Here is a 26,663-nt window from a genome sequence, read left to right on the forward strand (position 1 = left end):
GAGCCTTGTACCCGTTTCCGTAAACGGGCTTGACCTGCAGTTTTCGGATAATGTGAGGATAGTCACCAACGGTCTACTAAGGTGGCCCGATGCGTCGAATTGCGGTGTGGGGTACGGGCAACATGGGTGCGACGGCGATCAGGTCGGCCACGGGATTTCCGGGCCTCGAACTGGCGGCGGTGATCACGTCCTCACCCGACAAGGCCGGTCGCGACGCGGCGACGTTCGCCAAGCTCGACGGCCTCACCGGCGTCAGCGCCACCACCGACGTGGACGCGGCGCTGGCCCAGTGCGATGCCGTCGCCTATATGTCTTCCGGCGACATCCGGCCCGAGGAGGCCATCGTCGAGATCGAGCGCTGTCTGCGGGCGGGCAAACAGGTGGTGACACCGTCGCTGTACTCGCTGTACGACCCGGCCTCGGCTCCGGCGGAATGGGTCGACCGGCTCACCGACGCCGCGGTGGCCGGAAACTCCGCACTTCTGGTCAGCGGTGTGGACCCGGGCTGGGGCAATGACGCCCTCGCCGTGATCGCAGCCGGACTGTGTACCCGGATCCGGACCATCCGGTGTCAGGAGATCTTCGACTACTCCACCTACAACCAGCCGCATTCGGTGCGGGTGCTGTGCGGTTTCGGCGGGTCGATGGACGAGACCCCGATGATGCTGCTGCCGTCCATCCCCACCATGGTGTGGGGCGGCAACGTCCGGCTGATCGGCCGCGGCCTCGGACTGGAGATCGACGACATCACCGAGACGGTCGAACGGCTGCCGTTGACCGAGGCCGTCGACAACGTCATGGGCCGGTTCGAGGCCGGCACGCAGGGCGCGTTCCGGCTCCAGGTCATCGGATGGGCCAACGGTGTCGAGCGGGTCATCATCGAACACATCACCCGCATCGACCCGGCCTGCGCGCCGGACTGGCCGCAGCCGGACGAAGGGGTCGGTGACCACCGGGTGATCGTCGACGGCGATCCGCAGCTGAGCATCGTGGTGCGCGCCGACGTGCCGGGTGGCACCCGGGCCGACGGCGGCAACACCACCGCGGCCAACCGCCTGCTCGGCGCGATCGACTGGCTGGCCACCCAGAAGCCCGGTATCTACGACGGACTCGACGTGCCGTTGCACCCACCGCTGCCTGCCGAGGTCGAGGCCACCCGCTGGATCTGATCGACACGATCGCCGAGCAGACGCAAAACTGCCCCTTCTCCTGTGAGAAGGGGCAGTTTCACGTGTTGTCGCGCTAGGTGGTCTCGGCCGCCTCAGCCTGCGGCTCGGGGTCGGAGGGTGCCTCTACGGCGGACTCCTCCTGAGCCTCCTGCTGCGACGCCTCCGGCGATTCCGCCGAATCCGTCGGTGACTCCGCCGATTCCGCGTCGGGCAGCTGACCGACGAGGTACTCGGCCAGCCCGCCGATCGTCGGGTAGTCGAACACCGCGGTTGCGTTGAGAGTGAACTTGCCGCCGAACTGAGTGTGCAGCCGGTTGCGGAGTTCGATCGCCATCAGCGAGTCCGTGCCGAGATCCAGGAAGCGACTGGTCGCGGCCGGCGGTGAGGCGAGTCGCAGGAAGTTCTGCACTTCCTTCTGCAGGAACTCGGTCACGAACCCGGCACGCTGCGGCACCGGGATCTCGAGCAGCTGCTTGAGAACCTCGCTGTCACCGACGACCTCACCGACGGCACTCGGCAACACCAGGTCGAGGATCGGCGGCCGCTGACTGCCCAGCACCTTCGCCGCCCGCTGCCAGTTCGCCTTGATGACGGTGGCCTGGCCGGTTCCGTTGGCGATGGCCTCGGACAGCGCACTCAATGCCGCCGACGGCTCCAGCGGAATCAGGCCCTGGGCACTGATGTTCGCGGTCGCCGCCTCCGAGGAGGCCATGCCGCCCTGGCCCCAGGGACCGAAGTTGATCCCGGTGGCCGGCAGGCCTTGAGACCTGCGCTGCGCGATCAGACCGTCGAGCAACGCGTTGGCTGTCGCGTAGTTGGACTGACCGGGTGAACCGAACAGGCTGGACACCGAGGAGGACACGATGAAGAAGTCCAGCTCGTCGTCCTTCGTCAACCTGTCCAGGTAATCAGCGCCGAAGGCCTTGGGCGCCAGGGTGGTCCGGAATCGCTCCACACTCTGCTGGCCCAGCAGCGCGTCATCGAGCACACCCGCGAGATGTGCCACACCGGCGAGCGGGGGCAGTTCGGCGCGGATCCGGTCGAGGAGCTTCGCCACCTCGGACTCCTCGCCGACATCGGCGGCGAAGACGTGGATGCGGGTCTTGTAACGCTCGGTGATCTCCTCGATCAACCGCTGAGCGTCCGCATCGGGCGCACGGCGGCTGGTCAACACGATGTCACCGGCGCCCAGCTGAGCCAGATACGCAGCGGTGTGCAGACCGATCGCACCCAGTCCACCGGTGATCAGGTAGGTCCGATCCGGGCGCGGTGCAAGCGGGTTCGGCATCTGGCACACGATCTTGCCGATGTGCCGGGCCTGCTGCATGCGCCGGAACGCCGTCCTGGCCTCCGTGAGCGGGTAGATCTCGGCGGGCAGTGGCGTCCATTGTCCCTTGGCCAACCCGTCCGACACCTCGGTCAGCAAGGTGCGAATGCGTTCGGGCTCTTGGAACATCACCGTGTCCAACGCGACGATCTCGTACGCGATGTCGGGTCGGGCCTCGGCCATCTGCTCCGGGGTCCAGATATCGCGCTTGGCGATCTCGGCGAAACGGCCGTTCTTGGCGGTGGCCCGCACGGTCGCCTCGACGAAACCTTCACTCGTGAGGCTGTTGAGCACCACGTCCACGCCGGCGCCGCCGGTGTCCGCCAGGATCTGGTCGGCGAAATCAGTTGTACGCGAGTCATACACGTACTTGACGCCGAGCTTGCGAACCGTTGCCCGCTTGAAGGTGCTCGCCGTCGCATAGACCTCGGCACCGCACTGCTGCGCCATCTGGATGGCTGCCAGTCCCACACCACCACTGGCGGCGTGGATGAGCACCTTGTCGCCCGGCTTCAGTTGCGCCCAGTCGAATGCGAGCCGGACCGTCAGCGCCGCGGCGGGAATCGTGGCGGCCTCGACCGCGCTGACCCCGTCGGGGATCGGTGCCAGGAACTGCGCCGGCGCGTTGAACCGGCTGGCGAAGGCACCCTGCATGGAGCCGTAGACCCGCTGGCCCACCTCGACTTCGGTGACGCCCTCACCCAATTGCGTGACGACACCGGCGAAGTCACCACCGATCGGGCCGGGGTCACCCGGGTACAGGCCCAGCACGTTGAGCACGTCACGGAAGTTGAGACCCGCGGCCTCTACCCGCACCTGCACGTAGCCCTCGTCCGGCGCAGGCACTTCCTTTTCGGTGATCCGCAGGTTGTCGATCGCCCCGCGTTCGGTGGGCAACAGGGCGTAGTCGCTTCCGCGCGGCACCGTGAGATGCCCGCTGCGCGACCACGGCAGCAGCCGGGAGGCCAGCAGCTTGCCCTGCCGCACAGCGATTTCCGGCTCCTCGACCGGTGTGGCCAGCAGTTTCGCCAGCGCCTGCACGGCCTCGGGTGATCCGTCGGTATCGACCAGCTTGGCGCGCAGCGCCGGTTCCTCGTTGATCGTGGTGCGTCCGAATCCCCACAGCGCGGCCTGTACGGGATCGACAGGCTCACCGGATTCGGTTGCGACCGCCCGCTCGGTGACGATCCAGAGTCCGCCGGGCAGTTTGATCTCCCCGCCCTGCACGGTGTGCACCGCGCCGAGCAGGTTGGCGATCTCGGTCTCGAGTCGAGCCTGGCCGTCAGCGCTCGACTCTTCCGTACTCGGTGCGCCGGCACGCCAGACGACACCGGAGAACGGCAGGCCGCGCTCCTTGGCCTCGGTCAGGACCTCACTCAGTTGCTGACCGGTGTTCCGATCGAACGGGATGCAGCCCGGCACCTTGGCCGCGAGGTCGTCGAATCCGGCGATCAGCCACGTGCCGGTTGCCGCTGCGTCGACTGTCTCGTCGTCAGAAGCCGGTACCGGGACCTCGGCCCAGCCGAGGGTGTACAGCAGCCGGGTGGCGTCACCGCCGAGGCCGCGGAGCAGCGCCTCGCGAGGTGCCCGCTTGACCGTGAACTCCCGAATTCCGCCCAGGTAGCGGCCATCCCGATCGAGGTAATCGAGATCGAAGACCTGGGTTTCGCTGTCCAGTGCGCTCTCGTGCCACTTCGCGCGGCAGTAGAACCGCCGGGGCATCTTCTCCTTCAACGTCACCTGCCCGTACCGCAGCGGCAGGAACAGGTCGTTCACGCCCTGTTCGGCCGCCAACAGTGCCGGGAATGCCGGGAAGGCGACACCGGTGCACAGGTCCATCAGCACCGGGTGCATCGGCTCTGTTCCGAGTTGTTCGGCGAGTTCCGCGCCGACGAGGATGTCGCCGATCGCCTCACCCTCACCGAGCCAGAGCGACTTGAGCGAGCCGGACCAGTTCGGGCCCCACGACAGTTCCAGGTCGGCGAAGGTCTCGAACAGTTCCTGCGGGCGCATCCGGTTCATGCGCTCGATCGCCTCGTCGACCGGGTCGTCCTCCGACACCGGCGCCTCGGTCGCGTCCTCCAGACCGCTCACAACCGTGCCTTCGGCGTTCAGCGACCAGTCGGCGATCCGGTCCCCGTAGGGACGGCTGTGCACCTGGAACTTCCACCCGCCGCCGTCGTCCAGCGGGTGCAACGTCAGCTGCACCTCGCGAGAACTCTTCTCGGGCAGGATGATCGGCTCGTAGAAGAACACGTCCTTGGCCCGTGCCGGGGTACCGACCGCGGCCAGCGCCATGGCTGCGTATGTCGCTCCGGGGACGACGACGGTGCCGTAGATGACGTGGTCGGCAAGCCACGGCTGGGATTTGACGGACAACCTGCTGGTGTACACGGAATCGCCTGAGGCCAGGTCTTTTCCACTGCCCAGGATCCCCGATCCCACGGCACCGTTGACGTCGGCGGTGATGCCGCCGCCCTTGGGCCAGAAGCGCCGCCGCTGGAACGGGTAGGTCGGCAATTCGAGCCGGTGACCGGGCTGACGATGCAGCGCGGCGAAGTCGGGCCGGTGACCGCCGACGTAGGCCGAGGCCAGCGCGTCGGCGATCTGGCGCCGGTCGGCGACGCCCTTACGCATCGAGACGATGGCGCGGGGCGCAGGCAGGTGCTCCGGCCAGACCTGGACCGCAGCCCCGGTCAGCACCGGTTGCGGACCGATCTCCATCAACACCGAGCAACCCAGTGCCGCCACGGTGCGAACGCTCTCGGCGAACTGCACCGGTTGGCGTGAGTGCCGGCGCCAGTACTGCGCGTCGAGCGGGGTCTGGGCCGTGAGCACGTTGCCGGTGCGGTTGCAGACCAGAGGCAATGTCGGTGTGGCGAACTGCAACTGCGCTGCGTACGACTCGAATTCATCGAGCACCGGGTCGAGAAGCTCCGAGTGGAAGGCGTGGCTTGTCTGCAGCCAGGTGCAGCGGACGCCCTCGTCACCGAACTTGTCGACGATCTGCTCGAGATCGTCACCCGGACCCGACAGCACGGTGTTGGGCCCGTTGTAGGCGCCGACCGACACCCGGGGGAACTCGCCGGCGATCTGCTCGACGTGCTTGGGGTCGGCGAAGACAGCCACCATTCGTCCGCCCTCGGGCAGGCTGCCGAACAGCCGGCCGCGCTCGGCCATGAGTCGCGCACCGTCCTCGAGGCTGAACACTCCGGCCACGCATGCCGCTGCGTACTGGCCCACGCTGTGCCCGAGCACCACGTCTGGCTCGATGCCCCAGGACTGCCACAGCCGGGCCAGGCCCATCTCGACGGCGAAGAGCGCCGGCTGGGCAAAGGAGGTGTGCCGCAACGTCTCTCCGGCCTTGCCGCCCGTCTCGCGATCGCTGGCGAAGATGACCTCGAGCAGCGGTGTCGGCAGGATGTCCTTGACCGCATCTGCGCAGCGCTTCACGGTTTCTGCGAAAACCGGTTCGGAGTCGAACAGTTCACGGGCCATTCCCGGGTACTGGCTGCCTTGTCCCGTGAACAACCACGCCGTGGTCGGGTGGTTCAAGTGCTCGCCGCGTACGACACCTGGCCGCGTGCGATTCTCGGCCAGATCTTCCAGGTAGATGCGCGCATCGTCGACCGAGTCCACCACCAGTGCGGCACGGTGCTCGAAATGCGAACGGCCGGTGCCTGCGGTGAGGCACAAGTTCGCGAGGTCGGCATCCGGATGCACGGTCAACCAGGTTGCGTAACGCTGCGCCAACGCGACGAGCGCCTCCGGCGACCGCGCGGACAGCGTCAGCACATTCACCTGTTCGGGCTGGGCTGCTGGCGTCGGGTCCGGCGTGGCGCCTTCGGTGAGATCCCCGCCGGCGAGGTCGTCGGCAGGTGCCGGTGCCGGTTGCACAGGCGCCTCCTCGACCAGCACATGCGCGTTCGTGCCGGTGAAGCCGAAGGAGCTCACGCCGGCACGTCGCGGCCTGCCGTTGGTCTGCCACGGAAGCGCCTTGTCGACAACGCGCACCGGCAGCGAGTCCCACGGGATGTGCGGTGACGGATTGTCGAAGTGCAGGCTCTGCGGCAGTGTCTCGTGTTGCAGCGACAACACGACCTTGATCAGACCCGCTGCCCCCGATGCCGATTCGGTGTGGCCGATGTTGGTTTTCACCGATCCCATCAGCAACGGCCGGTCCGTGTCACGTGAGCCGCCGTAGGCCGCCGCGGCCGCCTGGACCTCGATCGGGTCGCCCAGCGGAGTGCCCGTTCCGTGCGCCTCCAGGTAGTCGACGTCTCCGCCGGACAGCCCTGCACGGGCCAGTACGGATCCGATAAGCCGTTGCTGTGCACCACCATTGGGCACCGTCAAACCGCTCGACGCGCCGTCCTGGTTCACCCCGCTGCTCGGGATGATCGCGCAGACCCGATCACCGTCGCGTTGTGCGTCGCTCAACCGCTTGAGGACGAGAATTCCGCAGCCTTCGCTGCGGACATACCCGTCCGCGGAAGCGTCGAACGTCTTGCACCGCCCCACGGGGGACAGCATCCTGGCCCGCGACGCGGCGACGACGGTCACCGGCGAGAGCAGGACGTTCACGCCACCGGCCAACGCCATGTCGCAATCACCCGAGTGCAGTGCCTGGCACGCCTGATGGACGGCCACCAACGCCGAGCTGCAGGCGGTGTCGATCGCGACCGCGGGTCCCTCGAGTCCCAGCGCGAAGGCCACGCGACCGGAGATGGCATTCAGTGCGTTGCCGGTGATGAAGTGCGGCTCGATCTTGTCGATGGGCTCGGACGACAGCAGATGCGCGTACTCGTTGGCCGCCACACCGACGAAGACTCCGGTCCGGCTGCCGCGCAAGGTCGCCGGCGCGTAGCCCGCTCTTTCCAAGCCCTCCCAGACCGTTTCGAGCATCAGCCGCTGCTGCGGCTCGATCCAGACGGCCTCACGCGGGGAGATGCCGAAGAACTCGGGGTCGAATCCGTCTATGCCGTCGAGGAATCCGCCGAAGCGCGTATAGGTCTTGCCCGGAGCGTCCGGATCCGGGTCGAAGAACTCGTCGATGTCGAAGCGGTCTTCCGGAACTTCCCGGATCGCATCGACGCCGCCGGAGAGCACATCCCAGAAAGCTTCCGGGTCGGGCGCACCGGGGAAGCGGCACGACACCGCCACGATCGCGATCGGATCGTCGGTGCGCGCCGTCGCGGCTGCCAGTTGAGGTGCGGGCTTGGCCTGCTCGCTGAGTCCCAGCACGTCACCGAGCAGGTATTCGGCGACATCGGAGATTCGGGGGTAGTCCATCACCAGGGTGATGGGGATCTCCGCTCCCACGCCCTGTTCCATGCGGCGGCGCAGTTCGACGGCCATCAGCGAATCCATGCCGAGGTCGAAGAACCCTGCGTCCTCACGGATTTCCGCGGAGTCGACGCGGGTCACCTCCGCCACGGCGTCGCGCAGGTAATCGGTCAGAAGCTTCTTGCGCTGCTGCACCGGTGCATTGGTGAGCTGCTCGACCAGCTTGGTCTTCCCCGACGCGGTGACCGGAGGCGCGGCTCCCGACAGCTGGGCGGGCAATTCGCGTTCCAGCTCGGCCAGGAATGCCCGTCGGCCGGCCTGCTGATAGAGCGGCAGGAAGCGGGCCCAGTCGATCCGGGCTATCACGCCTTGGGCGGGGCCATTGGCCGAAGCGGCCGCCGCGACATCAGCCAGACCGGCCAGTGCATCGGAGGGTGACAGCGTCTTGATCCCGCGCTGCTCCAGCCGGGCACGGGATTCCGCGTCGGCCATACCGGCCGACCACGGACCGAAGTTGACGCTGGTGCCGGCGATGCCCTGCTTGCGCAGACGCCAGGAAAGCCCGTCCAGGAAGGCGTTCGCGGCGCTATATGCGGTCTGGCCGAATCCGCCCCACACCGAGGCGATCGAGGAGGTGCTGATGAAGAAGTCGAGCTTCTCGTCGGCTGCAGCCTCGCTCAAATGCCAGGCGCCCCAGACCTTCCCGGCAAAGACCCGATCCACTTCAGCATCGTCGAGCTCACTCAGCGGCGTGGTGCCGATCTCGCCCGCGGCGTGCACGATGCCGGCCAACGGCGGCAGTTCGGCCCGCACAGTGGCCAGGAGGCGGGCGACGTCGTGTGCGTCGGCGACATCGGCCGTGGCGACCCGGATTTCACAGCCGTGCTGGTCGCGCAGTGCGTCGATGCGCTTCTGGGCGGTGTCGCCGGGCTGGCGCCTGCTGGTCAGTACCAGTTGCTTGGCGCCGTGCGCGGCCAGGTACCCGGCGATCTCGAGCCCGATGGAGCCGAGCCCTCCGGTCACCAGATACGTTGCGTCAGCGCGCAGTTCCAGCGGTTTGCCGCTCGGTAGGTCCACCGGCCGAACCAGCCGGGGAACGTAGACCTCGTGACCCCGCAGTGCGACCTGGTCTTCCTTGACGGCCGATTCGGATGCCGCCGGGATCCGGTTGAGCAGTGCGGACCATTCGCCGGACGTTCCCTCGGACAGATCGGCCAGACCGCCCCACAGCTGAGGAAGCTCGAGGGCCGCGGCGCGGCCGAATCCCCAGAGGGCACTCTGCTCCGGCGTCACGGTGTCCGCCTCGGTGACGTGTTGCGCCCCGCGGGTGACGAGCCAGATGGGCGCCCTCAGGTCAGCGGCGACCGCGGCGCGGAAGAGCCGCCGCGTTCCGGCCAGGACCTGGTGCTGCATTCTCAGCAGTGATCGCATCGATGGGGTGGCGCCGGAGTCGAGTGCGGCGACGTGCACGATGCGCAGCGTCGAATCGCCGGTTGCCGCGGCGCGCAACGTCGCCGCGAGTTGTACCTCGTCCGCATCGGAGGCGGGCAACTCGAGGAATCGATACTGCTGCCCACGCGCGGTGAGGGTGTCCACCAGTGGCTTGACGGCTTCGGACTCGTCGCCGATGAGGATCCAGGAACTCTCCCCGGCTTCCGTGCCGGAGACGGGGGTAACCGCCTTTTCCCACCGGAATTCGTAACGGTCGTCCGCGATGGACTGCGTCGAGCGCTGTTGGTTGTGTTGCGCCGCAAGCTTGGTGAGTACCGCAAACGTCTGATCGTCGCCGCCTGCGCCGTCGAGCAGGGCTGCGAGTTCCTCGATCCGGCCGTCCTCGAGGAGTCGGATGGCCTGGGTGCGGGCGGCCACGTGCTGCTGCTGGTTGGGCTCTTCACGATTGTCGCGGTACCAGTACTGGCGGTGCTCGAACGGGTAGGTCGGAAGGTCCAGCTTCTGCGCGTGGGCCTGCCGGAAGGCAGCGAAGTCGGGCAGGTGGCCCAGCACGTAGGCATCGGCGACGGCTTCGGTGATCTGCCGGTGGTCGGCGGTGTTCCGCCGCAGCGAGGCGATCACCCGAGGTGCGGTGGCCGGGTCGGGCCATGCGCCCAGGGCTGTGGCGGTCAGCACCGGACGCGGGCCGACCTCGAGCAGCACCTTGCAGTTCAGATCGGCGAGGGTGCGCACGCTCTTGGCGAACTCGACCGGTTGGCGCGCGTGGCGACGCCAGTAGGCGCCGTCCATCTTGACGCTCCGGCCTAGGGCTGCGCCCGTGCGGTTGTCGATCAGAATCCGTTGTGGTGCATTGAAAGTGAATTGGTTCGCGTACGCCTCGAACTCGTCGAGGATCGGCTCCAGCAACGCCGAGTGGAACGCGTGGCTGGTCTCCAGCCAGTCACACCGCACGCCGTCGGCCGTCAGCCTGGCCACGGCCTGCTCCAGGTCGGCGGCAGGCCCGGACAGCACGGTGTTGGCCCCGTTGTAGGCGGCGACCGACAGGGTCGGGTACTCGTCGGTGAGGCTCTCGACGCGCTCGGCTGCGGCGAACACCGCCACCATGCGGCCACCCGCGGGCAGGCTGCCGAAGAGGCGGCCGCGTTCGGCCATGAGCCGCGCGCCGTCTTCGAGGCTGAACACTCCCGCGATGCACGCGGCCGAGTACTGGCCGACGCTGTGACCGAGCACCACGTCGGGTTCGAAGCCCCACGACTGCCACAGCCGGGCCAGGCCCATCTCCAGGGCGAACAGCGCGGGCTGGGCGTAGGAGGTCTGCCGCAGGGTTTCTTCGCCGTCGGGACCGTCGAGGTCGAAAATCACGTCAAGCAGCGGTTTTTCGAGGACATCGGCGACCACCGCGGCGCACTGGGTCAGGGTCTCGGCGAACACCGGCTCGGTGTCGAACAACTCGCGGGCCATGCCGGGGTACTGGCTGCCCTGGCCGGTGAACAGCCACGCGGTCTTCGGCGTGTCATGGGATTCCCCACGAACCAGGCCGGGTGCGGGGCGGTCGTCCGCGAGAGCGCCGAGCAGCTCTACCGCTGCCTCCCTGGAATTGACCACCAACGCGGCGCGGTGCTCCAGGTGCGCGCGGCCCACTCCGGCCGTGAGGCACACGTCGGCCAAGGTGGCTTCCGGATGCGCGCCCAACCAGTTGCGGTACTCGCCGGCGATCTGCATCAATGCTTCCGGCGTCCGGGCGGACAGCGGAAGAATGCTGAACCGCTTGCTCTCGGATGGCCCGGTCCGGTCCGGCTCTGCCGCCGGTCGCGCTGTCGGCTCGGGAGCTTCTTCGAGGATGACGTGCGCGTTGGTCCCGGCGAAGCCGAATGAGCTGACGCCCGCGATGCGGGGTTCGCCGTTGCGTTCCCAGGGGGTGGCCTCCTTGACCACTTCCACGGCAAGGCGGTCCCACGGAATGTGCGGTGACGGGTTCTCGAAGTGCAGGTGCTTCGGCAAGGTCTCGTTCTCGAGCGACAGGATGACCTTGATGACGCCGGCGATGCCGGCGGCCGCTTCCAGGTGACCGATGTTCGTCTTTGCCGAGCCGATCAACAGCGGGCGGCCGGGTTCGCGTCCGGCGCCCAGCACCGCGCCTGCTGCCTGCGCCTCGATCGGGTCACCCAGCGAAGTTCCGGTGCCGTGCGCCTCCAGGTAGCCGACTTCGCTGGGCTTGAGTCCGGAGCGTTCAAGAGCGTCGGTGATAACCCGTTGCTGGGCCACGCCATTCGGCACGGTCAACCCGCCGGATGCGCCGTCTTGGTTGATTGCGCTGCCACGGATCACGGCCCGAATCCGGTCGCCGTCACGGATCGCGTCCTCGAGACGCTTGATGACGATGACGCCGCAGCCCTCGCCGCGCACGTAGCCGTCCGCCGCGGCGTCGAACGTCTTGCAGCGGCCGTCGGGGGCGAGCATGTGAGCGCTGGAGAACGTGATCATCGTGGCCGGTGTGAGCAGCACATTCGCACCGCCGGCCAGCGCGAGGTCACACTCACCCAGCCGCAGCGCCTGGCATGCCTGGTGAATCGCCACCAGCGACGAGCTGCACGCGGTGTCGACGGCGACGGAGGGACCCTGCAGGCCCAACCGGTAACTGATCCGGCCCGCCGCCGCGGCGTTCGACGTCCCGATGGCCATGTAGGCCTCGATCTCGGGGTAAGTGAGCTCGTCAGAGGCCATTCCCAGGTAGTCGTGGGTGGCCAGACCCACGAAGACACCGGTGTTGGTGTCGGCCAAAGCTGTTGGCGCGGTACCCGAATGTTCCACCGCGCGCCATGCCGTCTCGAGCAGGAGCCGATGTTGCGGGTCCATCAGCCGGACCTCGCGCGTCGACAGGCCGAAGAACGGCGCGTCGAACCCGGTCACGTCCTCGACGAAACCGGCCCGGCGGGTCACAACCTTGCCGGGTACGCCTGGTTCCGGGTCGAAGAACTCGTCGACATCCCAGCGGTCCTCAGGTATCTCCGACACCGCGTCGCGGCCCTCGCGCAGCACGTCCCAGAACGCCTCGGCGTCCGGCGCGCCGGGAAAGCGCGCCGCGTAGCCAACGATGGCAAAGCGGGGGCTCTCGTCGGTCGGATGTTCAGCGGTTCCCATGGCCGTTGCCCTCCTAGCGTCGGCGGTTAGTCATATGACTACGCCGGACATTTGTCGCACGCGAAAATTGTCCACCCCCCGACGGCACTAGAGCACTATTACACGTGAACCTGTGACGCGTGATGCACAGCTTCTGCTGTGAGGCGGGGGGAGCGGTTGCCAGCGGACCGAGGGTATGTTGGGCAGCCACGGGTGATCACGGCCACAGCCGGCCGAACGGGAGGGCGACGCTTTGCGCATCGGGAAGATAACTGTTGGCGCACTTGAGGAATGGACGTTGAGTCCGGGATCGGTCACGTCCTGGCATCCGACGGCTACCTCACAGGAAACGGCCGATCGGGCGCCTGTGAGCTCGGTGCCAGTTAGCTACATGCAGAGTCAACATCTTCGAAATTACAGCGAGCGGAAGGCTGCCGGCCTGAACTTCTCGCGGCAGATCATCGCCAGCTGTGAGGTGGCCGGCCAGTGTGACATCTCGGCCATGGACCACGCGGTCAACACCTACCTGCGTCGGCACGACACATTCCGCAGCTGGTTCGAAAAGGCCGATGACGGCAAATTCGTTAGACGAACGATCGAAGATCCGGACGATATCGAGTTCGTGCCGGTCGATCAGGGCGACATGACGGTCGAAGAAATACACGACCATGTCGTGGGCATACCCAATCCCTTGGAATGGGGCTGCTTCACTTTCGGAATTATCCAGAACGAAGATCACTTCACATTCTTCGCGGCCATGGATCACGTGCACGGGGATGCCACATTGATCGGCACGACGATGATGGAAGCCAATGGCATGTATTCCGCGATGAGCGGAAGCGGTCATGCTCTTCAGTTGCCCGAACCCGGCAGCTTCGACGACTTCTGCGTCCGCGAACGGGAATTCACGGACACGTTGACCCTGGAGTCGCCAGGAGTTCAGGCGTGGATCGAGTTCGCCGAGAACAACAGCGACGGATTTCCGGAATTTCCACTGCCACTGGGCAATCCGGACAAGTCGACCAGCAGTGCCTGGAGCTCGATGGTCCTGATGGACACGGCACAGACAGAACGCTTCGACGGGGCCTGCGCGGCGGCAGGCGCACGTTTCGTCGGTGGCTTGTTCGCCTGTCTCGGCCTGGTCGAGCACGAGTTCACCGGTGCGCTGACGTATTACGGACTCACGCCGAGAGATTCCCGCACGGCCAGCGATAATTTCAACACGCAGGGCTGGTTTACAGGTTTGATCCCGATTGTTGTGCCGGTCGCGGCGACCTCTTTCAGTGACGCGGCCGGAGCCGCGCAGGCATCTTTCGATTCGGGCCTCGATATGGCGAGGGTGCCGTACTATCGCGTACTCGAGTTGGCGCCGTGGTTGAATTGGCCGCAGCCGAACTTTCCGGTCTCGAATTTCCTTCACGGTGGTGCCGCACCGCTCAACGCGATCCTCGCGGCAGGTGACTTGGGCCTCGCGAACAACATCGGCATGTACCCGGACAATCGGTTCTCGTACCAATTGACGATCTACATATTCAGGTACGGCGAGGGCACGGTCATGGCGATCATGCATCCGGACAATCCCGTTGCCGAGAAGTCGGTAACGCGGTACATGGAGGCGATGAAATCGGTGTCTTCCAGGGTTGCTGACAGTGGTCACTGGGGGCGCGTCGCGTAGCGGCGAGCAAAGGGTGATGGCCATGGAAGCGGCGCGAGGGTGAGGGCGAGATGCGACGGCTAGCCGATTTCGTAGTGCGGTGGCCCTGGGCGGTGATCGGGATCTGGGCGGCGCTGCTGGTCGCCCTACCGCTCGCGTGTCCGTCGCTGAGCGACATGGCCCAGAAGCACCCGCTCGCCATCCTGCCCGCCGATGCGCCGTCGAGCGTCACCGCGCAGAAGATGACCGAGGCCTTTCACGAATCGGGCAACAACGACCTGCTGTTGGTGGCCCTGATCAACGAGGACGGGCTGGGCCCCTCTGACGAGGCGACCTACCGCAAGCTGGTGGACGCGCTGCGCGACGACGTGACAGATGTCGAGAGCGTCCAGGATTTCGTCGGCACCCCGCAACTGCGACAGTTCCTGACCAGCAAGGACAAGACCACCTGGGTCCTACCGGTCGGCTTGGTGGGCGAGTTGGGCACCCCGCGTGCGATCGACTCGTTCAACCGGGTTTCCGAGATCGTCAAACTCAGCACCGCCGGCAGCCCGCTGCAGGTGCACCTCACCGGCCCCGCGGCCACCGCCGCCGACCTCACCGTCGCGGGAGAGAAAGATCGGCTCCCGATCGAACTCGCGATCGCGGTCCTCGTCCTCGCGGTGTTGTTGGTGGTCTACCGAAGTCCGGTGACGATGCTGCTGCCGCTGGTGACGATCGGATCGTCCCTGCTCATCGCCCAGGCACTGGTGGCGGGATTCTCGGAGCTGACGGGCGCAGGTGTCTCGAACCAGTCAGTCGTATTCCTGAGCGCGATCATGGCCGGTGCCGGCACGGATTACGCGGTCTTCCTGATCAGCCGCTATCACGACTATCTGCGGTCTGGGAAAGACTTCGAAGCGGCGGTCCGCGCGGCGATGCTGTCGATCGGGAAGGTGATCACCGCGTCCGCCGCGACGGTGGGACTCACCTTCCTGCTGTTGAGCTTCACCAAGATGGGCGTGTTCAAGACGGTCGGAATCGCCGCGGCGATCGGTATCGCCGTCGCGTACCTGGCCGGGCTGACTCTGCTGCCGGCCATCCTGGTGCTGGTCGGACCGCGCGGGTGGGTGAAGCCACGGCGTGAACTCACCGCCCGGTTCTGGCGGCGTTCGGGCATCCGCATCGTGCGCCGTCCGGTGCCGCACCTCGTCGCCAGCCTGCTCATCTTGGCCTTGTTGGCCGGGTCTGCGATCTTCGCCAAGTACAACTACGACGATCGCAAGGTCGTGGCGGCGTCGGCCCCGAGTTCGATCGGGTACACCGCGGTCGAACGTCATTTCCCGATCAGTCAGTCGATTCCCGAATACATCCTCATCCAGTCGCCGCACGACCTGCGGACGCCGCGTGGCCTGGCAGATCTGGAGCAGATGGCTTCGCGCGTCGCCCAGTTGCCCGACGTCGGTCTGGTCAGCGGCATCAGCCGTCCCCTGGGCGAGGTGCCCGCGGAATTCCGGGCCACGTTCCAGGCGGGCATCGTGGGTACCCGGCTGGCCGATGGTTCCCAGCAGATCGATCAGCGCTCCGGCGATCTCAACCGGCTGGCGAACGGGGCCAACACGCTGGCCGGCAGCCTCGCTGACGTGCGGGCTCAGATCAACCAGATCGCGCCCAGTCTCCAGAGCGTGGTCGACACGTTCTCCTCGGCGCGCAGCGAGTACGGCGGCGACAAACTGGTGAAGGACGTCGCCACCGCGGCCAAGCTCGTGCAGAGCATCAACGCGCTCTCCAACGCCATGGGCTACAACCTGTCGGCGGTCAAGAACATCTTCGGCTGGATCGAGCCGGTGCTGGCGGCGCTCCAGAACAACGCGGTCTGCGACAACAACCCGTCCTGCGCCGAGACCCGCATCCAGTTCCAGCGGCTGGTCGACGAGAACAACTCCGGCAGCCTCAACGAGATCAACGATCTCGCCCATCAGCTGAACGGGGCGGGCGACGGCAATCAATCGATCAACTCCACGGTCACCAAGCTGAATGCGGCCCTGGCCAGCGTCAACAAGGCGGTCAACGCCATGGGGCTGAACAAGCCGGGCGGTCCGCAGTCGGGCTTGAAGGATCTGCAGTCGGGCGCCAACCGCCTGGCCGGCGGAAGCCGAGAAGTGGCCGGTGGCGTGGATGAACTCGTCAAACAGATCAAGGTGATCTCCGCCGGTCTGAACCAGGCCTCGGCGTTCCTGCTGACGATGCGCAACGAGGCGACGGATCCGTCGCAGGCGGGATTCAACATTCCGCCTGAGGTATTGGGCCTGCCTGAGTTCAAAAAGGCCTCCGCGGCGTATGTCTCTCCGGACGGCCGGTCGGTGCGGTATCTGGTCCAGACCAAGCTCAACCCGTTCAGTTCTGAGGCGATGGATCAGGTCAACCAGATCCAGGACATCGCCCGCGGTGCCCAGCCGAACACCACGCTGGCCGACGCCTCGATATCGATGGGCGGATTCCCGGCCGGACTTCGGGATACGCGGGATTACTACCAGCAGGACATCCGGTTCATCATGACGGCGACCCTCATCGTGGTGCTGCTGATCCTGATGTTGCTGCTGCGCTCGCTCATCGCGCCCTTGTACCTCGTCGGGTCCGTGGTGGTCTCCTACTTCGCCGCACTCGGTATCAGCGTCCTGGTGTTCCAGAATCTCCTTGGCCAGCAATTGCATTGGAGCGTGCCGCCACTGGCCTTCGTGGTGCTGATCGCGGTGGGTGCCGACTACAACATGCTCATGGTGTCGCGACTTCGGGATGAGTCGCCGCACAGCACGCGGTACGGCGTGATCCGCACGCTGAGTTCGACAGGCGGCGTGATCACCGCAGCGGGACTGATCTTCGCCGCCTCGGTGGCGGGTCTGATGTTCTCGTCCATCGGCATAGTGGTCCAGGGCGGCTTCATGATCGGCGTGGGCATCCTGCTGGACACCTTCGTGGTGCGCACCATCACGGTGCCCGCCATCGCTGCGCTGGTCGGTAAGGCGAACTGGTGGCCGTCGCGGGCGGCCGGAGGGAGGGTGCGCACATGAGGAGTCAGGAAGTTGCACGCGTAAGTACGGGTGAGCGCGCACGTGGGATGTGTGTGAGACTACGAAACGAAGCGGGGCGATAGGGCGTGGAGATGAAGAAACTCCTTGCAGGACTTGCATTGTTGATGGCCACCAGCGTCACAGGATCCTTCGGGGTCCTCGGGAATGCCTGGGCCGATGACACGCCGGCCCCGACGCCGCCGCCGGGCGGCCCCGCCGCCGGTACGCCGGCGAACCCGGGAACCGCGTACGCGCTGGGCGGCGCCCACGTCCTCGGGATCCCCTACGACGAGTACATCCGGATGACTGGTGAGAAGTGGTTCCCCGGCATGAAGCGGACGAAGGTCGACTACCCGGCCGGTCAGGTTCAGGGTCACACCCTGGAACGTTTCTTCCCGGGGATCGGTGCTCTCGGGGAGAAGTTCTATCCCGGCATCGGTCTCGACGGTCCCAGCATCGGCGAGTCGGTCGACGAGGGGGAAGGAAACCTCGACGCGGCCATCCGCAATGGTGGCAAGGGAACAGCGATGGGGCTGTCCGAGGGAGCGCTCGTGCTCAACGCCGTGAAGACGCGACTGGCCAATGACCCGACCGCTCCGCCGCCGGACCAACTGAGCTTCGCGACATTCGGCGACCCGATTGCCAAGCATCCCTTCGGTGAGAGCTTCCTGACCCAGAACTTCCCCGTCGGCAGCGTCGTGCCGTTCATGGACTACCGGATCCCGGCTCCGGTGGAGAGCCAGTACCACACCGACCAGTACATCTCCGCCTACGACAGCATCGCTGACTGGCCGGACCGGCCCGACAACTGGATGAGCGTGATCAACGCGATCGCGGGCCTGGCCACCGGTCACACCGCGATCGCGTTCACCGATCCGAGCAATGTCCCGGCGCAGAACATCAGGACGACGGTCAACTCCAAGGGCGCGACGACGACGACGTACATGGTTCCCGAAGAACACCTTCCGCTGGTGCTGCCCTTCAAGTACCTCGGCTATGACAAGAACACGCTCAACCAACTGGACGCGGTACTCCTGCCCATGGTCGATGCGGGATACTCGCGAAACGACGATCCGGCAACGGCGCCGATCACAGTGGACCCGGTGCACGGGTTCGACCCCGCGGAAGTCACCGCACCGGCCAACGAGGCGACCTTCGGCGGCGGCACCGATCCCATGTCGGAGCTTGCCAACGCTGCGTTGTCGGTGCTGAACCCCCACGGCGCAGGTTAGCGGCGCCTTCCGAGCTGATGGATTCGACGAGTTACGGACGTGACGTGATGCCTACCCCCCAGTCATCAATACTCTCGATGCTGCACGCACGTGCCAGCATGCGCCCCGACGACGTGGCCTTCACCTTCACCGATTACACCGCCGACCCGGCGGGTGTCGACGAGACCCTGACGTGGTCGCAGTTGTCGCGCCGGACGATGAACGTGGCGCGCGAGATCCGCCTTCACGGCTCGGTCGGTGACCGGGCGGTGATTCTGGCGCCGCAGGGACTCGAGTACATCCTGGCTTTCCTGGGCTCCATGCAGGCCGGGTTCGTGGCGGTTCCCCTTCCGATGCCTCATCGCGGCTCGAGTCATGACCGTGTGAGTGCGGTCTTCATCGATACGAAACCTTCGATTGTCCTGACGACATCCGCGGTCGCCGAGGATGTCGGGGATTACGTGGATCAGTCGCGGCTGAGCACCGCGCCGAAGATCGTTGCGATCGATGCGTTGAGCCTGGACGCCGAAGGTGCAGACGAGTCCGACGGTGGCACAACCGAATTCCCCGCCACGGCGTATCTGCAGTACAGCTCGGGTTCGACCCGGCTGCCCACCGGGGTGATGATCTCGCACCGCAACGTCCAGCAGAATTTCGAGCAGCTGATGCGGGGCTTCTTCGCGGACGCGCACGTCAAACGCGTCAACGACGCCACGATCGTGTCGTGGTTGCCCTTCTACCACGACATGGGTCTGGTGCTGGGCGTCTGCGCACCCATCCTGAGCGGCTATCGCGCCGCGCTGACGAGCCCGTTGGCGTTCCTGGAGCGGCCGGCCCGGTGGGTGCGGGCCCTCGCCGAGAATCACCACGCCTTTTCCGCGGCGCCCAACTTCGCCTTCGACCTGGCCGCCCGCAAGACCAAGGACGCCGACCTCGACGGTCTGGACCTCGGCGGGGTGGTGGGCATCATCAACGGCGCCGAGCGGGTCGAACCGGCGACCCTGGAACGTTTCACAGACCGGTTCGCCCACTTCAACTTTCGGGACCACATGCTGCGTCCGTCGTACGGGCTGGCCGAGGCAACCGTGTTCGTGACCACCGGCATGTGGAGTGAGTCGGCGGAGGCCGCGCACTTCGACGTCGATGAACTGTCCGCGGGCCGGGTCCGGCGGTGCGCCGCCGGAGCCGGCACTGCGCTGGTCAGATACAGCGTGCCGCACTCACCCGTGGTGCGCATCGTCGACAGCGACACCAACACCGAATGCGCGCAGGACGTGGTCGGCGAGATCTGGGTCCACGGCGACAACGTCGCGGCCGGCTACTGGAGCAGGTCACCGGAGGAGCAGCAGTGCTTCGGCGCCACCCTCGCCGACCCGACACCGGGCACGCCTGCCGGCCCCTGGTTGAAGACCGGTGATCTGGGCTTCGTCTCCGAGGGCGATCTGTTCATCGTCGGGCGCATCAAGGATCTGCTGATCATCCGCGGGCGCAATCACTATCCCGAGGACATCGAGGCGACGGTCCAACAGATCACCGGCGGCCGGGTCGCGGCGATCTCGGTTCCGGTGAACAGCACCGAGAAGCTGGTGACCGTGATCGAGGTCAAGAAGCGGGGAGAGTCCACGGTAGAGGCGGTGCACTGGCTCAAGGAAATCAAGAGCGACGTCACCTCCGCGATCTCCAACGCGCACGGGCTGAATGTCGGCGACCTCGTCCTGGTGTCTCCTGGATCGATTCCCACGACGACGAGCGGCAAGGTCCGGCGTGCCGCCTGCGTCGAGCAGTACCGGCAGGACGAATTCACGCGCTTGGACGCCTGAGCGCGCTCTGGTCCGTCAGATAGCCGCGCCGTCAAAGGAATTCGACGACGCGGCGAGTCCGGCGGCACGTGAGTTCCACGGCTGACGGATCACAGGCCGACGAGTCCCACGACGACCAGCACCGCGCCGACCGTGGCCACCACGGCGGCGACTTTGCGGTGGCGTTGGGTCTGCAGCCACTCGTGCAGTGCCGACAGGGCGGCGCGGGTGCGCTCCGGAGCCACCAGGTAGGAGATCAGCGGGATCTCTACGAGCCCGAACGCCACCACGTTGAACAGCAGCAGGGCGCCCAACTGGGTGGCCGCCGCGGCCCCGGAGGCGACGATGAGCGCGAGCGCGGCGAGATAGTCGACCGACGGCAGTGCAATACCAAGGCCCGCAACACTTGCCGTCCACAGCGAGTGGCCGCCCAGCACCTGCCGGAAGCGCGTCATGAGTGGTCCGGGTTCCCGATCTCTCGGTCCGAACATGCTCGCCGGCCTTCCAGCGGCCAGCACAGCCGCGGCCAACAGTGCCAGTGCGCCGACCGCCAGTTGCACTCTGGGAAGGGTGAAATGGGCCGACCCCAGGGCGGGCCGCAGGATGAAGAGCACGATCATTCCGACGGTGGTGCCCATGGCGAAACCGCCGATGAGGAAGGCCAGCAGCTGCAGCAGCGGCCGCGGCCGGTTGAGCATCAGGATGGTCATGCCGATGCGGAACGGCTCCAGGCTGACGGCGGCGGCCATCACCAGAAGCGGAATCCACATGATGGGCGCCAACTTACCGTCCGGGCTCGGGGTTGTGTTCAGCGAGATTGCGAACCTGGCCGATACCGCTGGTCGCGACGATGATGGAGCGCGTGACGTCTGTGCGGACGGCCTTGCCGGTCGTCGATCTGAACGACGCGCCCGAGCGGCTGCGCCAGGTCGCTCACGACGTGGGCTTCTTCTACCTGACCGGCCACGGGGTCCCGAGCGAGTTGTCGGACCGGCTGCTGGCCGCTGCCCGCCGCCTGTTCGCGCTGCCGCAGGCGGCCAAGGACGCGGTGGCGATGACCAACAGCCCGCATTTCCGCGGTTACACCCGGCTGGGTGGTGAGCTGACCGGCGGACGGGTCGACTGGCGCGAACAGATCGACATCGGACCTGAGCGCACCCCGCTGGCCGACCCCGATCAGGACTATCTGCGGCTGCAGGGCCCCAACCAGTGGCCTGCGGGTCTGCCGGAGCTTCCCGAGGTCGTCGCGCAGTGGGATGCCGAACTGGCCCGGGTCGGGCGCGTGCTGTTGCAGCGCTGGGCCGCCGGCCTCGGTGCCGACCCCGGCGTGTTCGACGCCGCGTTCGCCGACACCCCGGCGACCCTGATCAAGATCGTTCGGTACCCGGCGCAGGCCGAGACCGACCAGGGGGTCGGTGCCCACCGTGACGCGGGGGTGCTGACCCTGCTCCTGGCCGAGCCGGGCACCCGAGGCCTGCAGGTCCGTGGCAGCGACGGCGCGTACATCGATGTCGATCCGCTGCCGGGGGCTTTCATCGTCAACATCGGCGAGATGCTCGAGATCGCCAGCGGCGGCTACCTGCGGGCCACCGAGCACCGCGTGCAGGTGAGTACCGCCGAGCGCATCTCGGTGCCGTACTTCTTCAATCCCCGGCTCGACGCCAGCCTGCCGGTGCTGACGCTGCCCGACGAACTCGCGGCCCACGCCCGGGGCGTGAGTGTGGATCCGTCGAACGACCGCATCTATGCGGTGTACGGGCGCAATGCGTGGAAGAGCCGGGTGCGAGCGCACCCGGACGTCGCCGCCGCTCACGGGTACGGACGGGCGGAGCAGGTGTGACACGGCGCTGTGTGAAGATGGAGGTGTTATGAGTGCAACAGAACTGAGCCCGACGTCGCTGCGTGAAGCGTTCGGCCACTTTCCGTCCGGTGTCATCGCGATTGCTGCCGAGGTAGAGGGCACCCTGGTCGGCTTGGCCGCCAGTACCTTCGTGCCGGTGTCGCTGGACCCGCCGCTGGTGTCGTTCTGCGTTCAGAACTCCTCGACCACCTGGCCCAAGCTCAAGGACCTGCCGTCGCTGGGGATCAGCGTGCTCGGAGAGTCCCATGACGAGGCGGCCCGCACCCTCGCGGCCAAGACCGGGGACCGGTTCGCCGGGCTGGAGACCGAGTCACGCGAATCCGGTGCCGTGTTCATCCACGGAACCAGCGTGTGGCTGGAGAGCGCCATCGAGCAGCTGGTGGAGGCCGGCGATCACACCATCGTGGTGCTGCGCGTCAGCGACATCACCGTCAATGCCGATGTGGCGCCAATCGTGTTCCACCGCAGCACATTCCGCAAGCTCGGCGCGTAACGGCGCGGCTGCTGCGAGTCAGGGCCGCGCGGCCAGTTCCTCGCGGTACTTGGCGATGCGTTGTTCGATCTCGCCGGCATCGCCGGGCCTGCCCTCTTTGCGGGCCAGGTCGGCCCGGACCGACAGTTCCCGGATCGCGGTCCGGATCTCGTTGACGCTGTGAGTCTGTCCCATGCTCATGGAGCTGCCTTTCGACGCTGATTGGCTGCTTTTCTTGAGCCTACGCGCCTCGAGCAACACCGAGCGTGCACTCAGATCGCATTCCGAAACGAATTCGCGATCTGAGCGCACGCTCGGCGGTGGTTCCTACCGCCTGAACAGCTTGTTGCCCAACCACACAATCGGGTCGTACTTGCGGTCGGCGACCCGTTCCTTCATCGGGATCAGCGCGTTGTCGGTGATCTTGATGTTCTCCGGGCACACCTCGGTGCAGCACTTGGTGATGTTGCAGTAGCCCAGCCCGAACTCGTCCTGGGCCATGTCCTTGCGGTCGAGTACATCGAGCGGGTGCATGTCGAGCTCGGCGATCCGCATGTGGAACCGCGGCCCGGCGAACGCCTCTTTGTTCTCCTCGTGGTCACGCACCACGTGGCAGACGTTCTGGCACAGGAAGCACTCGATGCACTTGCGGAATTCCTGGCTGCGCTCGACGTCCTCCTGCTGCATCCGGTATTCGCCCGGCTGCAACTCCTTGGGTGGCGTGAACGACGGGATCTGGCGGGCCTTTTCGTAGTTGAACGACACGTCGGTCACCAGATCGCGCATCACCGGGAACGTCCGCAGCGGCGTGATGGTCACCGTCTCGGACGGGTCGAAGGTCGACATCCGGGTCATGCACATCAGCCGCGGGCGGCCGTTGATCTCCGCCGAACAGGATCCACACTTGCCGGCCTTGCAGTTCCACCGCACCGCAAGGTCGCCGGCCTGGGTGGCCTGCAGCCGGTGGATGATGTCGAGCACCACCTCGCCGTCGTTCACCTCGACGGTGTAGTCCTCCAGACCGCCGCCGGTGTCATCGCCGCGCCAGACGCGCAGGTTCGCGTTGTAGGCACTCATGCTCAGCCCTTCCGATCGGGGTGTTCGGCCAGTTCTTGCGCGGTGTAATACTTTTCGAGTTCGGACAGCTCGAACGTGGCCAGCAGGTCCTCCCTCATCGGCAGCTGCGACTCGGGAGTCACCGTCACGTCCGGCACCACCTGATCGTCGCCGCTTGCACGACAGACCAGCAGGGTGTTGCGCCAGTTGGCGTCCATCTCCGGGTAGTCGTCGCGGGTGTGCCCGCCGCGGCTCTCGGTCCGGGCCAGCGCGGCCTTCGCGACGCACTCGCTGACCAGCAGCATGTTGCGCATGTCGATGGCCAGGTGCCAGCCCGGGTTGAAGACGCGACCGCCCTCGACGCTGACGTTGTGCACGCGGGTGCGGAGCTCGGCGAGCTTGGCGAGAGCTTCCTCGATCTCTTCGGCCTTGCGGATGATGCCGACCAGGTCGTTCATGCACTGCTGGAGTTCGGCGTGCAGCGTGTACGGGTTCTCGGGCTGCGCGTGAGACTCGAACGGAGCCAACGCCAACTCGGTGGCCTCGATGATCGCGGCCTCTGAAACCTTGGGCCGCTCCGGCAGCGTCGCGACATAGTCGGCCGCACCGAGACCGGCGCGTCGGCCGAACACCAAAAGGTCCGAAAGTGAGTTGCCGCCAAGGCGGTTGGAGCCGTGCATGCCGCCCGAGCACTCGCCCGCGGCGAACAGGCCGGGCGTGGTGGCGCCGCCGGTGTCGGGATCCACCTCGATTCCGCCCATCACGTAGTGACAGGTCGGGCCGACTTCCATCTCGTCCTTGGTGATGTCGACCTCGGCCAGCTCCATGAACTGGTGGTACATCGACGGCAGCCGGCGCTTGATCTCCTCGGTCGGCATGCGGGAGGCGATGTCGAGGTACACGCCGCCGTGTGGCGACCCGCGCCCCGCCTTCACCTCGGAGTTGATGGCTCGGGCCACCTCGTCGCGGGGGAGCAGGTCAGGGGTGCGCCGTGCCGAGTCGTTGTCCTTGAGCCACTGGTCGGCTTCTTCCTCGGTCTCGGCGTACTGGCCCTTGAACACCGCGGGGATGTAGTCGAACATGAACCGCTTGCCCTCGGAGTTCTTGAGCACCCCACCGTCACCGCGGACACCCTCGGTGACCAGGATGCCCTTGACCGACAGCGGCCAGACCATGCCGGTCGGGTGGAACTGGATGAACTCCATGTTGATCAGGCCCGACCCGGCGCGCAGGGCCAGGGCGTGGCCGTCGCCGGTGTACTCCCAGGAGTTCGACGAGACCTTGAACGACTTGCCGATACCGCCGGTGGCCAGCACGATCGCGGGCGCTTCGAACAGCACGAAGTTGCCGGTCTCGCGGTAGTAGCCGAAGGCCCCGGCGATCCGGCCGTCGTCTTTGATCAGGTCGGTTATGGAGCACTCGTGGAAGACCTTGATCCGGGCCTCGTAATCGCCGAGTTCCTTCTTGTCCTCCTGCTGCAGCGAGACGATCTTCTGCTGCAGCGTGCGGATGATCTCCAGGCCGGTGCGGTCACCGACGTGGGCCAACCGCGGATAGGTGTGCCCGCCGAAGTTGCGCTGGCTGATGCGGCCGTCCTTGGTCCGGTCGAACAGCGCGCCATAGGTTTCCAGCTCCCACACCCGGTCCGGGGCTTCCTGCGCGTGCAGTTCGGCCATCCGCCAGTTGTTGAGGAACTTGCCGCCGCGCATGGTGTCACCGAAGTGCACCTGCCAGGAGTCCTTGGTGTTGACGTTGCGCATGGCTGCCGCGCAGCCGCCCTCCGCCATCACGGTGTGGGCCTTGCCGAACAACGACTTGGTCACCACGGCCACCCGCAGACCGCGTTCGCGTGCCTCGATCACAGCACGCAGACCCGCTCCACCGGCACCGATCACGACAACGTCGTAGGAGTGCCGTTCCAGCTCACCCATGAAAATCCCCACTCGCCCTTTCGCGTGTATGTAACTGTCGGCCAATGAATTCAGCTGGCCGACTCAGCCGATGAACCTGAGATCCGAGATGGTTCCGCTGGCCACCAACATGACGTAGAAGTCGGTGAGGACCAGGGTGCCCAGCGTGATCCAGGCGAAGAGCATGTGGCGGGTGTTGAGCTTGCTCACCTGTGTCCACATCCAGTAGCGCACAGGGTGTTTGGAGAAGTGCTTGAGCCGGCCGCCGGTGACGTGCCGGCACGAGTGGCAAGACACCGTGTAGACCCACAGCAGGATGACGTTGCCCGTCAAGACGATGTTGCCCAGGCCGAACCCGAAGCCGGACGGCGAATGGAACGCCATGACGGCGTCGTAGGTGTTGACCAGTGAGATGAGCACCGCGGCGTAGAAGAAGTACCGGTGCAGGTTCTGCATGATCAGCGGAAGCTTGGTCTCGCCAGTGTATTTCGCGTGCGGTTCGGCCACCGCGCAGGCGGTCGGTGACTGCCACACAGACCTGTAGTACGCCTTGCGGTAGTAGTAACACGTCAGCCGGAAGGCCAACAGGAACGGCAGCGAGATGAACGCCATCGGGATGAACCAGGGCAGCTCGCCAACCCACTGGCCGAAGTGGCTCGATCCGGGCGCGCACGCCGTGCTGACGCACGGTGAATAGAAGGGCGTCAGGTAGTGGTAGTCCTCTACCCAGTACGCGCTTCCCCAGAACGCCCGGACCGTCGCATAGATGACAAACGCCGCGAGCCCCAGATTGGTCAATAGTGGTGCTTGCCACCACCGGTCGGTCCGTAGGGTGCGTTGGGGGATCTCTGCTCGTGTGGGCGAGAAGACCCCGGTCGCGCGACGGTCAGCGGTGGGTGCGCTCACGGTTCCCTTTCTGAGGTTCAGTTGTTTCGTCGGGCGTCAAACGCCCGTGAGCTCAGCGATATCCGCCGAGACCCTCGTCGGCGACGTCCTGCCAGAACTCGCTTCCGTATTGGGTGTCGGGGATGCCGATTTTCTCGCGGGCCTGTTTTTGGCGTGTCACGCCGTGACGCATCTCCAACTCTTCGGCGTCGATGTCCAACCGCTCGATATCGTTGAGGATCCGCTCGGCGTCGTTGACCACGCGGCGCATGGCAGGGGAATCCCCATACTTCGACGCCAATGTGGTGACACAGCGACGCATGTCGCCGATCAGGTTGTGCAGTTCAGAGAACTCGGTGGTGGTGGACAAGTGACCTCCTCGGGCTGAAGGTGTCAGGGCTCACAGTACGA

The 26,663-nt window shown here is 66.3% G+C and carries 14 protein-coding genes; 7 read left to right on the forward strand and 7 right to left on the reverse strand.

The features are described from left to right. Nucleotides 1-89 precede the first annotated feature (89 nt). Nucleotides 90-1,169 carry an NAD(P)H-dependent amine dehydrogenase family protein gene (locus tag TX88_RS03715; RefSeq protein ID WP_044514756.1) on the forward strand — a complete coding sequence of 360 codons (1,080 nt, stop codon included), beginning with the start codon at nucleotides 90-92 and terminating at the stop codon, nucleotides 1,167-1,169. Nucleotides 1,170-1,242: 73 nt separating this feature from the next. On the opposite strand, the gene TX88_RS03720 is transcribed toward TX88_RS03715, so the two are convergent. Further along, the gene (locus TX88_RS03720; RefSeq protein WP_044514758.1) at nucleotides 1,243-12,375 is read right to left on the reverse strand and encodes a type I polyketide synthase; all 11,133 of its coding nucleotides are present in this window, start codon (nucleotides 12,373-12,375) and stop codon (nucleotides 1,243-1,245) included. A gap of 232 nt (nucleotides 12,376-12,607) precedes the next feature. Here TX88_RS03720 and TX88_RS03725 point away from each other — a divergent pair, with 232 nt between their 5' ends. The 4 genes from TX88_RS03725 to TX88_RS03740 all read left to right on the forward strand — a co-directional run bounded on the left by TX88_RS03725 (nucleotide 12,608) and on the right by TX88_RS03740 (nucleotide 20,089). Then, nucleotides 12,608-14,029 carry a condensation domain-containing protein gene (locus tag TX88_RS03725; RefSeq protein ID WP_044514761.1) on the forward strand — a complete coding sequence of 474 codons (1,422 nt, stop codon included), beginning with the start codon at nucleotides 12,608-12,610 and terminating at the stop codon, nucleotides 14,027-14,029. A 50-nt stretch (nucleotides 14,030-14,079) separates the two neighbouring features. Further along, entirely contained in the window at nucleotides 14,080-17,058 is a 2,979-nt protein-coding gene (locus TX88_RS03730) for an MMPL/RND family transporter (RefSeq protein WP_044514763.1), read from the forward strand. Nucleotides 17,059-17,150: 92 nt separating this feature from the next. Then, the gene (pe, locus tag TX88_RS03735) at nucleotides 17,151-18,290 is read left to right on the forward strand and encodes an acyltransferase PE (protein WP_044519055.1); all 1,140 of its coding nucleotides are present in this window, start codon (nucleotides 17,151-17,153) and stop codon (nucleotides 18,288-18,290) included. A 47-nt stretch (nucleotides 18,291-18,337) separates the two neighbouring features. Continuing rightward, nucleotides 18,338-20,089 carry an AMP-binding protein gene (locus TX88_RS03740; protein ID WP_084621776.1) on the forward strand — a complete coding sequence of 584 codons (1,752 nt, stop codon included), beginning with the start codon at nucleotides 18,338-18,340 and terminating at the stop codon, nucleotides 20,087-20,089. 89 nt (nucleotides 20,090-20,178) lie between these two features. On the opposite strand, the gene TX88_RS03745 is transcribed toward TX88_RS03740, so the two are convergent. Beyond that, a complete protein-coding gene (locus TX88_RS03745; RefSeq protein WP_044514766.1) occupies nucleotides 20,179-20,838 on the reverse strand; it encodes a GAP family protein in 660 nt (219 codons plus the stop codon). 92 nt (nucleotides 20,839-20,930) lie between these two features. On the opposite strand from TX88_RS03745, the gene TX88_RS03750 reads away from it, so the two are divergent. Then, nucleotides 20,931-21,908: an isopenicillin N synthase family dioxygenase gene (locus tag TX88_RS03750; RefSeq protein ID WP_235732687.1), complete on the forward strand. Its 978-nt coding sequence runs from the start codon at nucleotides 20,931-20,933 to the stop codon at nucleotides 21,906-21,908. Between the two features lie 28 nt (nucleotides 21,909-21,936). Continuing rightward, nucleotides 21,937-22,422: a flavin reductase family protein gene (locus tag TX88_RS03755; protein WP_044514767.1), complete on the forward strand. Its 486-nt coding sequence runs from the start codon at nucleotides 21,937-21,939 to the stop codon at nucleotides 22,420-22,422. Between the two features lie 18 nt (nucleotides 22,423-22,440). On the opposite strand, the gene TX88_RS34480 is transcribed toward TX88_RS03755, so the two are convergent. The 5 genes from TX88_RS34480 to TX88_RS03775 all read right to left on the reverse strand — a co-directional run bounded on the left by TX88_RS34480 (nucleotide 22,441) and on the right by TX88_RS03775 (nucleotide 26,622). After that, nucleotides 22,441-22,602, reverse strand: a complete 162-nt coding sequence (locus TX88_RS34480) for a hypothetical protein (RefSeq protein WP_090433699.1) — start codon at nucleotides 22,600-22,602, stop codon at nucleotides 22,441-22,443. 126 nt (nucleotides 22,603-22,728) lie between these two features. Further along, nucleotides 22,729-23,478, reverse strand: coding sequence for a succinate dehydrogenase/fumarate reductase iron-sulfur subunit (locus TX88_RS03760; RefSeq protein WP_044514769.1), 750 nt, complete (start codon nucleotides 23,476-23,478; stop codon nucleotides 22,729-22,731). Nucleotides 23,479-23,480: 2 nt separating this feature from the next. Further along, complete coding sequence (locus tag TX88_RS03765; RefSeq protein ID WP_044519057.1) at nucleotides 23,481-25,388, reverse strand: fumarate reductase/succinate dehydrogenase flavoprotein subunit; 1,908 nt, start codon at nucleotides 25,386-25,388, stop codon at nucleotides 23,481-23,483. A gap of 63 nt (nucleotides 25,389-25,451) precedes the next feature. Next, complete coding sequence (locus TX88_RS03770) at nucleotides 25,452-26,273, reverse strand: succinate dehydrogenase subunit SdhC (protein ID WP_044514771.1); 822 nt, start codon at nucleotides 26,271-26,273, stop codon at nucleotides 25,452-25,454. A 52-nt stretch (nucleotides 26,274-26,325) separates the two neighbouring features. Continuing rightward, entirely contained in the window at nucleotides 26,326-26,622 is a 297-nt protein-coding gene (locus TX88_RS03775; RefSeq protein ID WP_044514772.1) for an Rv0250c family protein, read from the reverse strand. Between the last annotated feature and the right edge of the window lie 41 nt (nucleotides 26,623-26,663).

Source organism: Mycolicibacterium septicum DSM 44393 (genome assembly GCF_000455325.1).
Taxonomy (GTDB): Bacteria; Actinomycetota; Actinomycetes; order Mycobacteriales; family Mycobacteriaceae; genus Mycobacterium; species Mycobacterium septicum.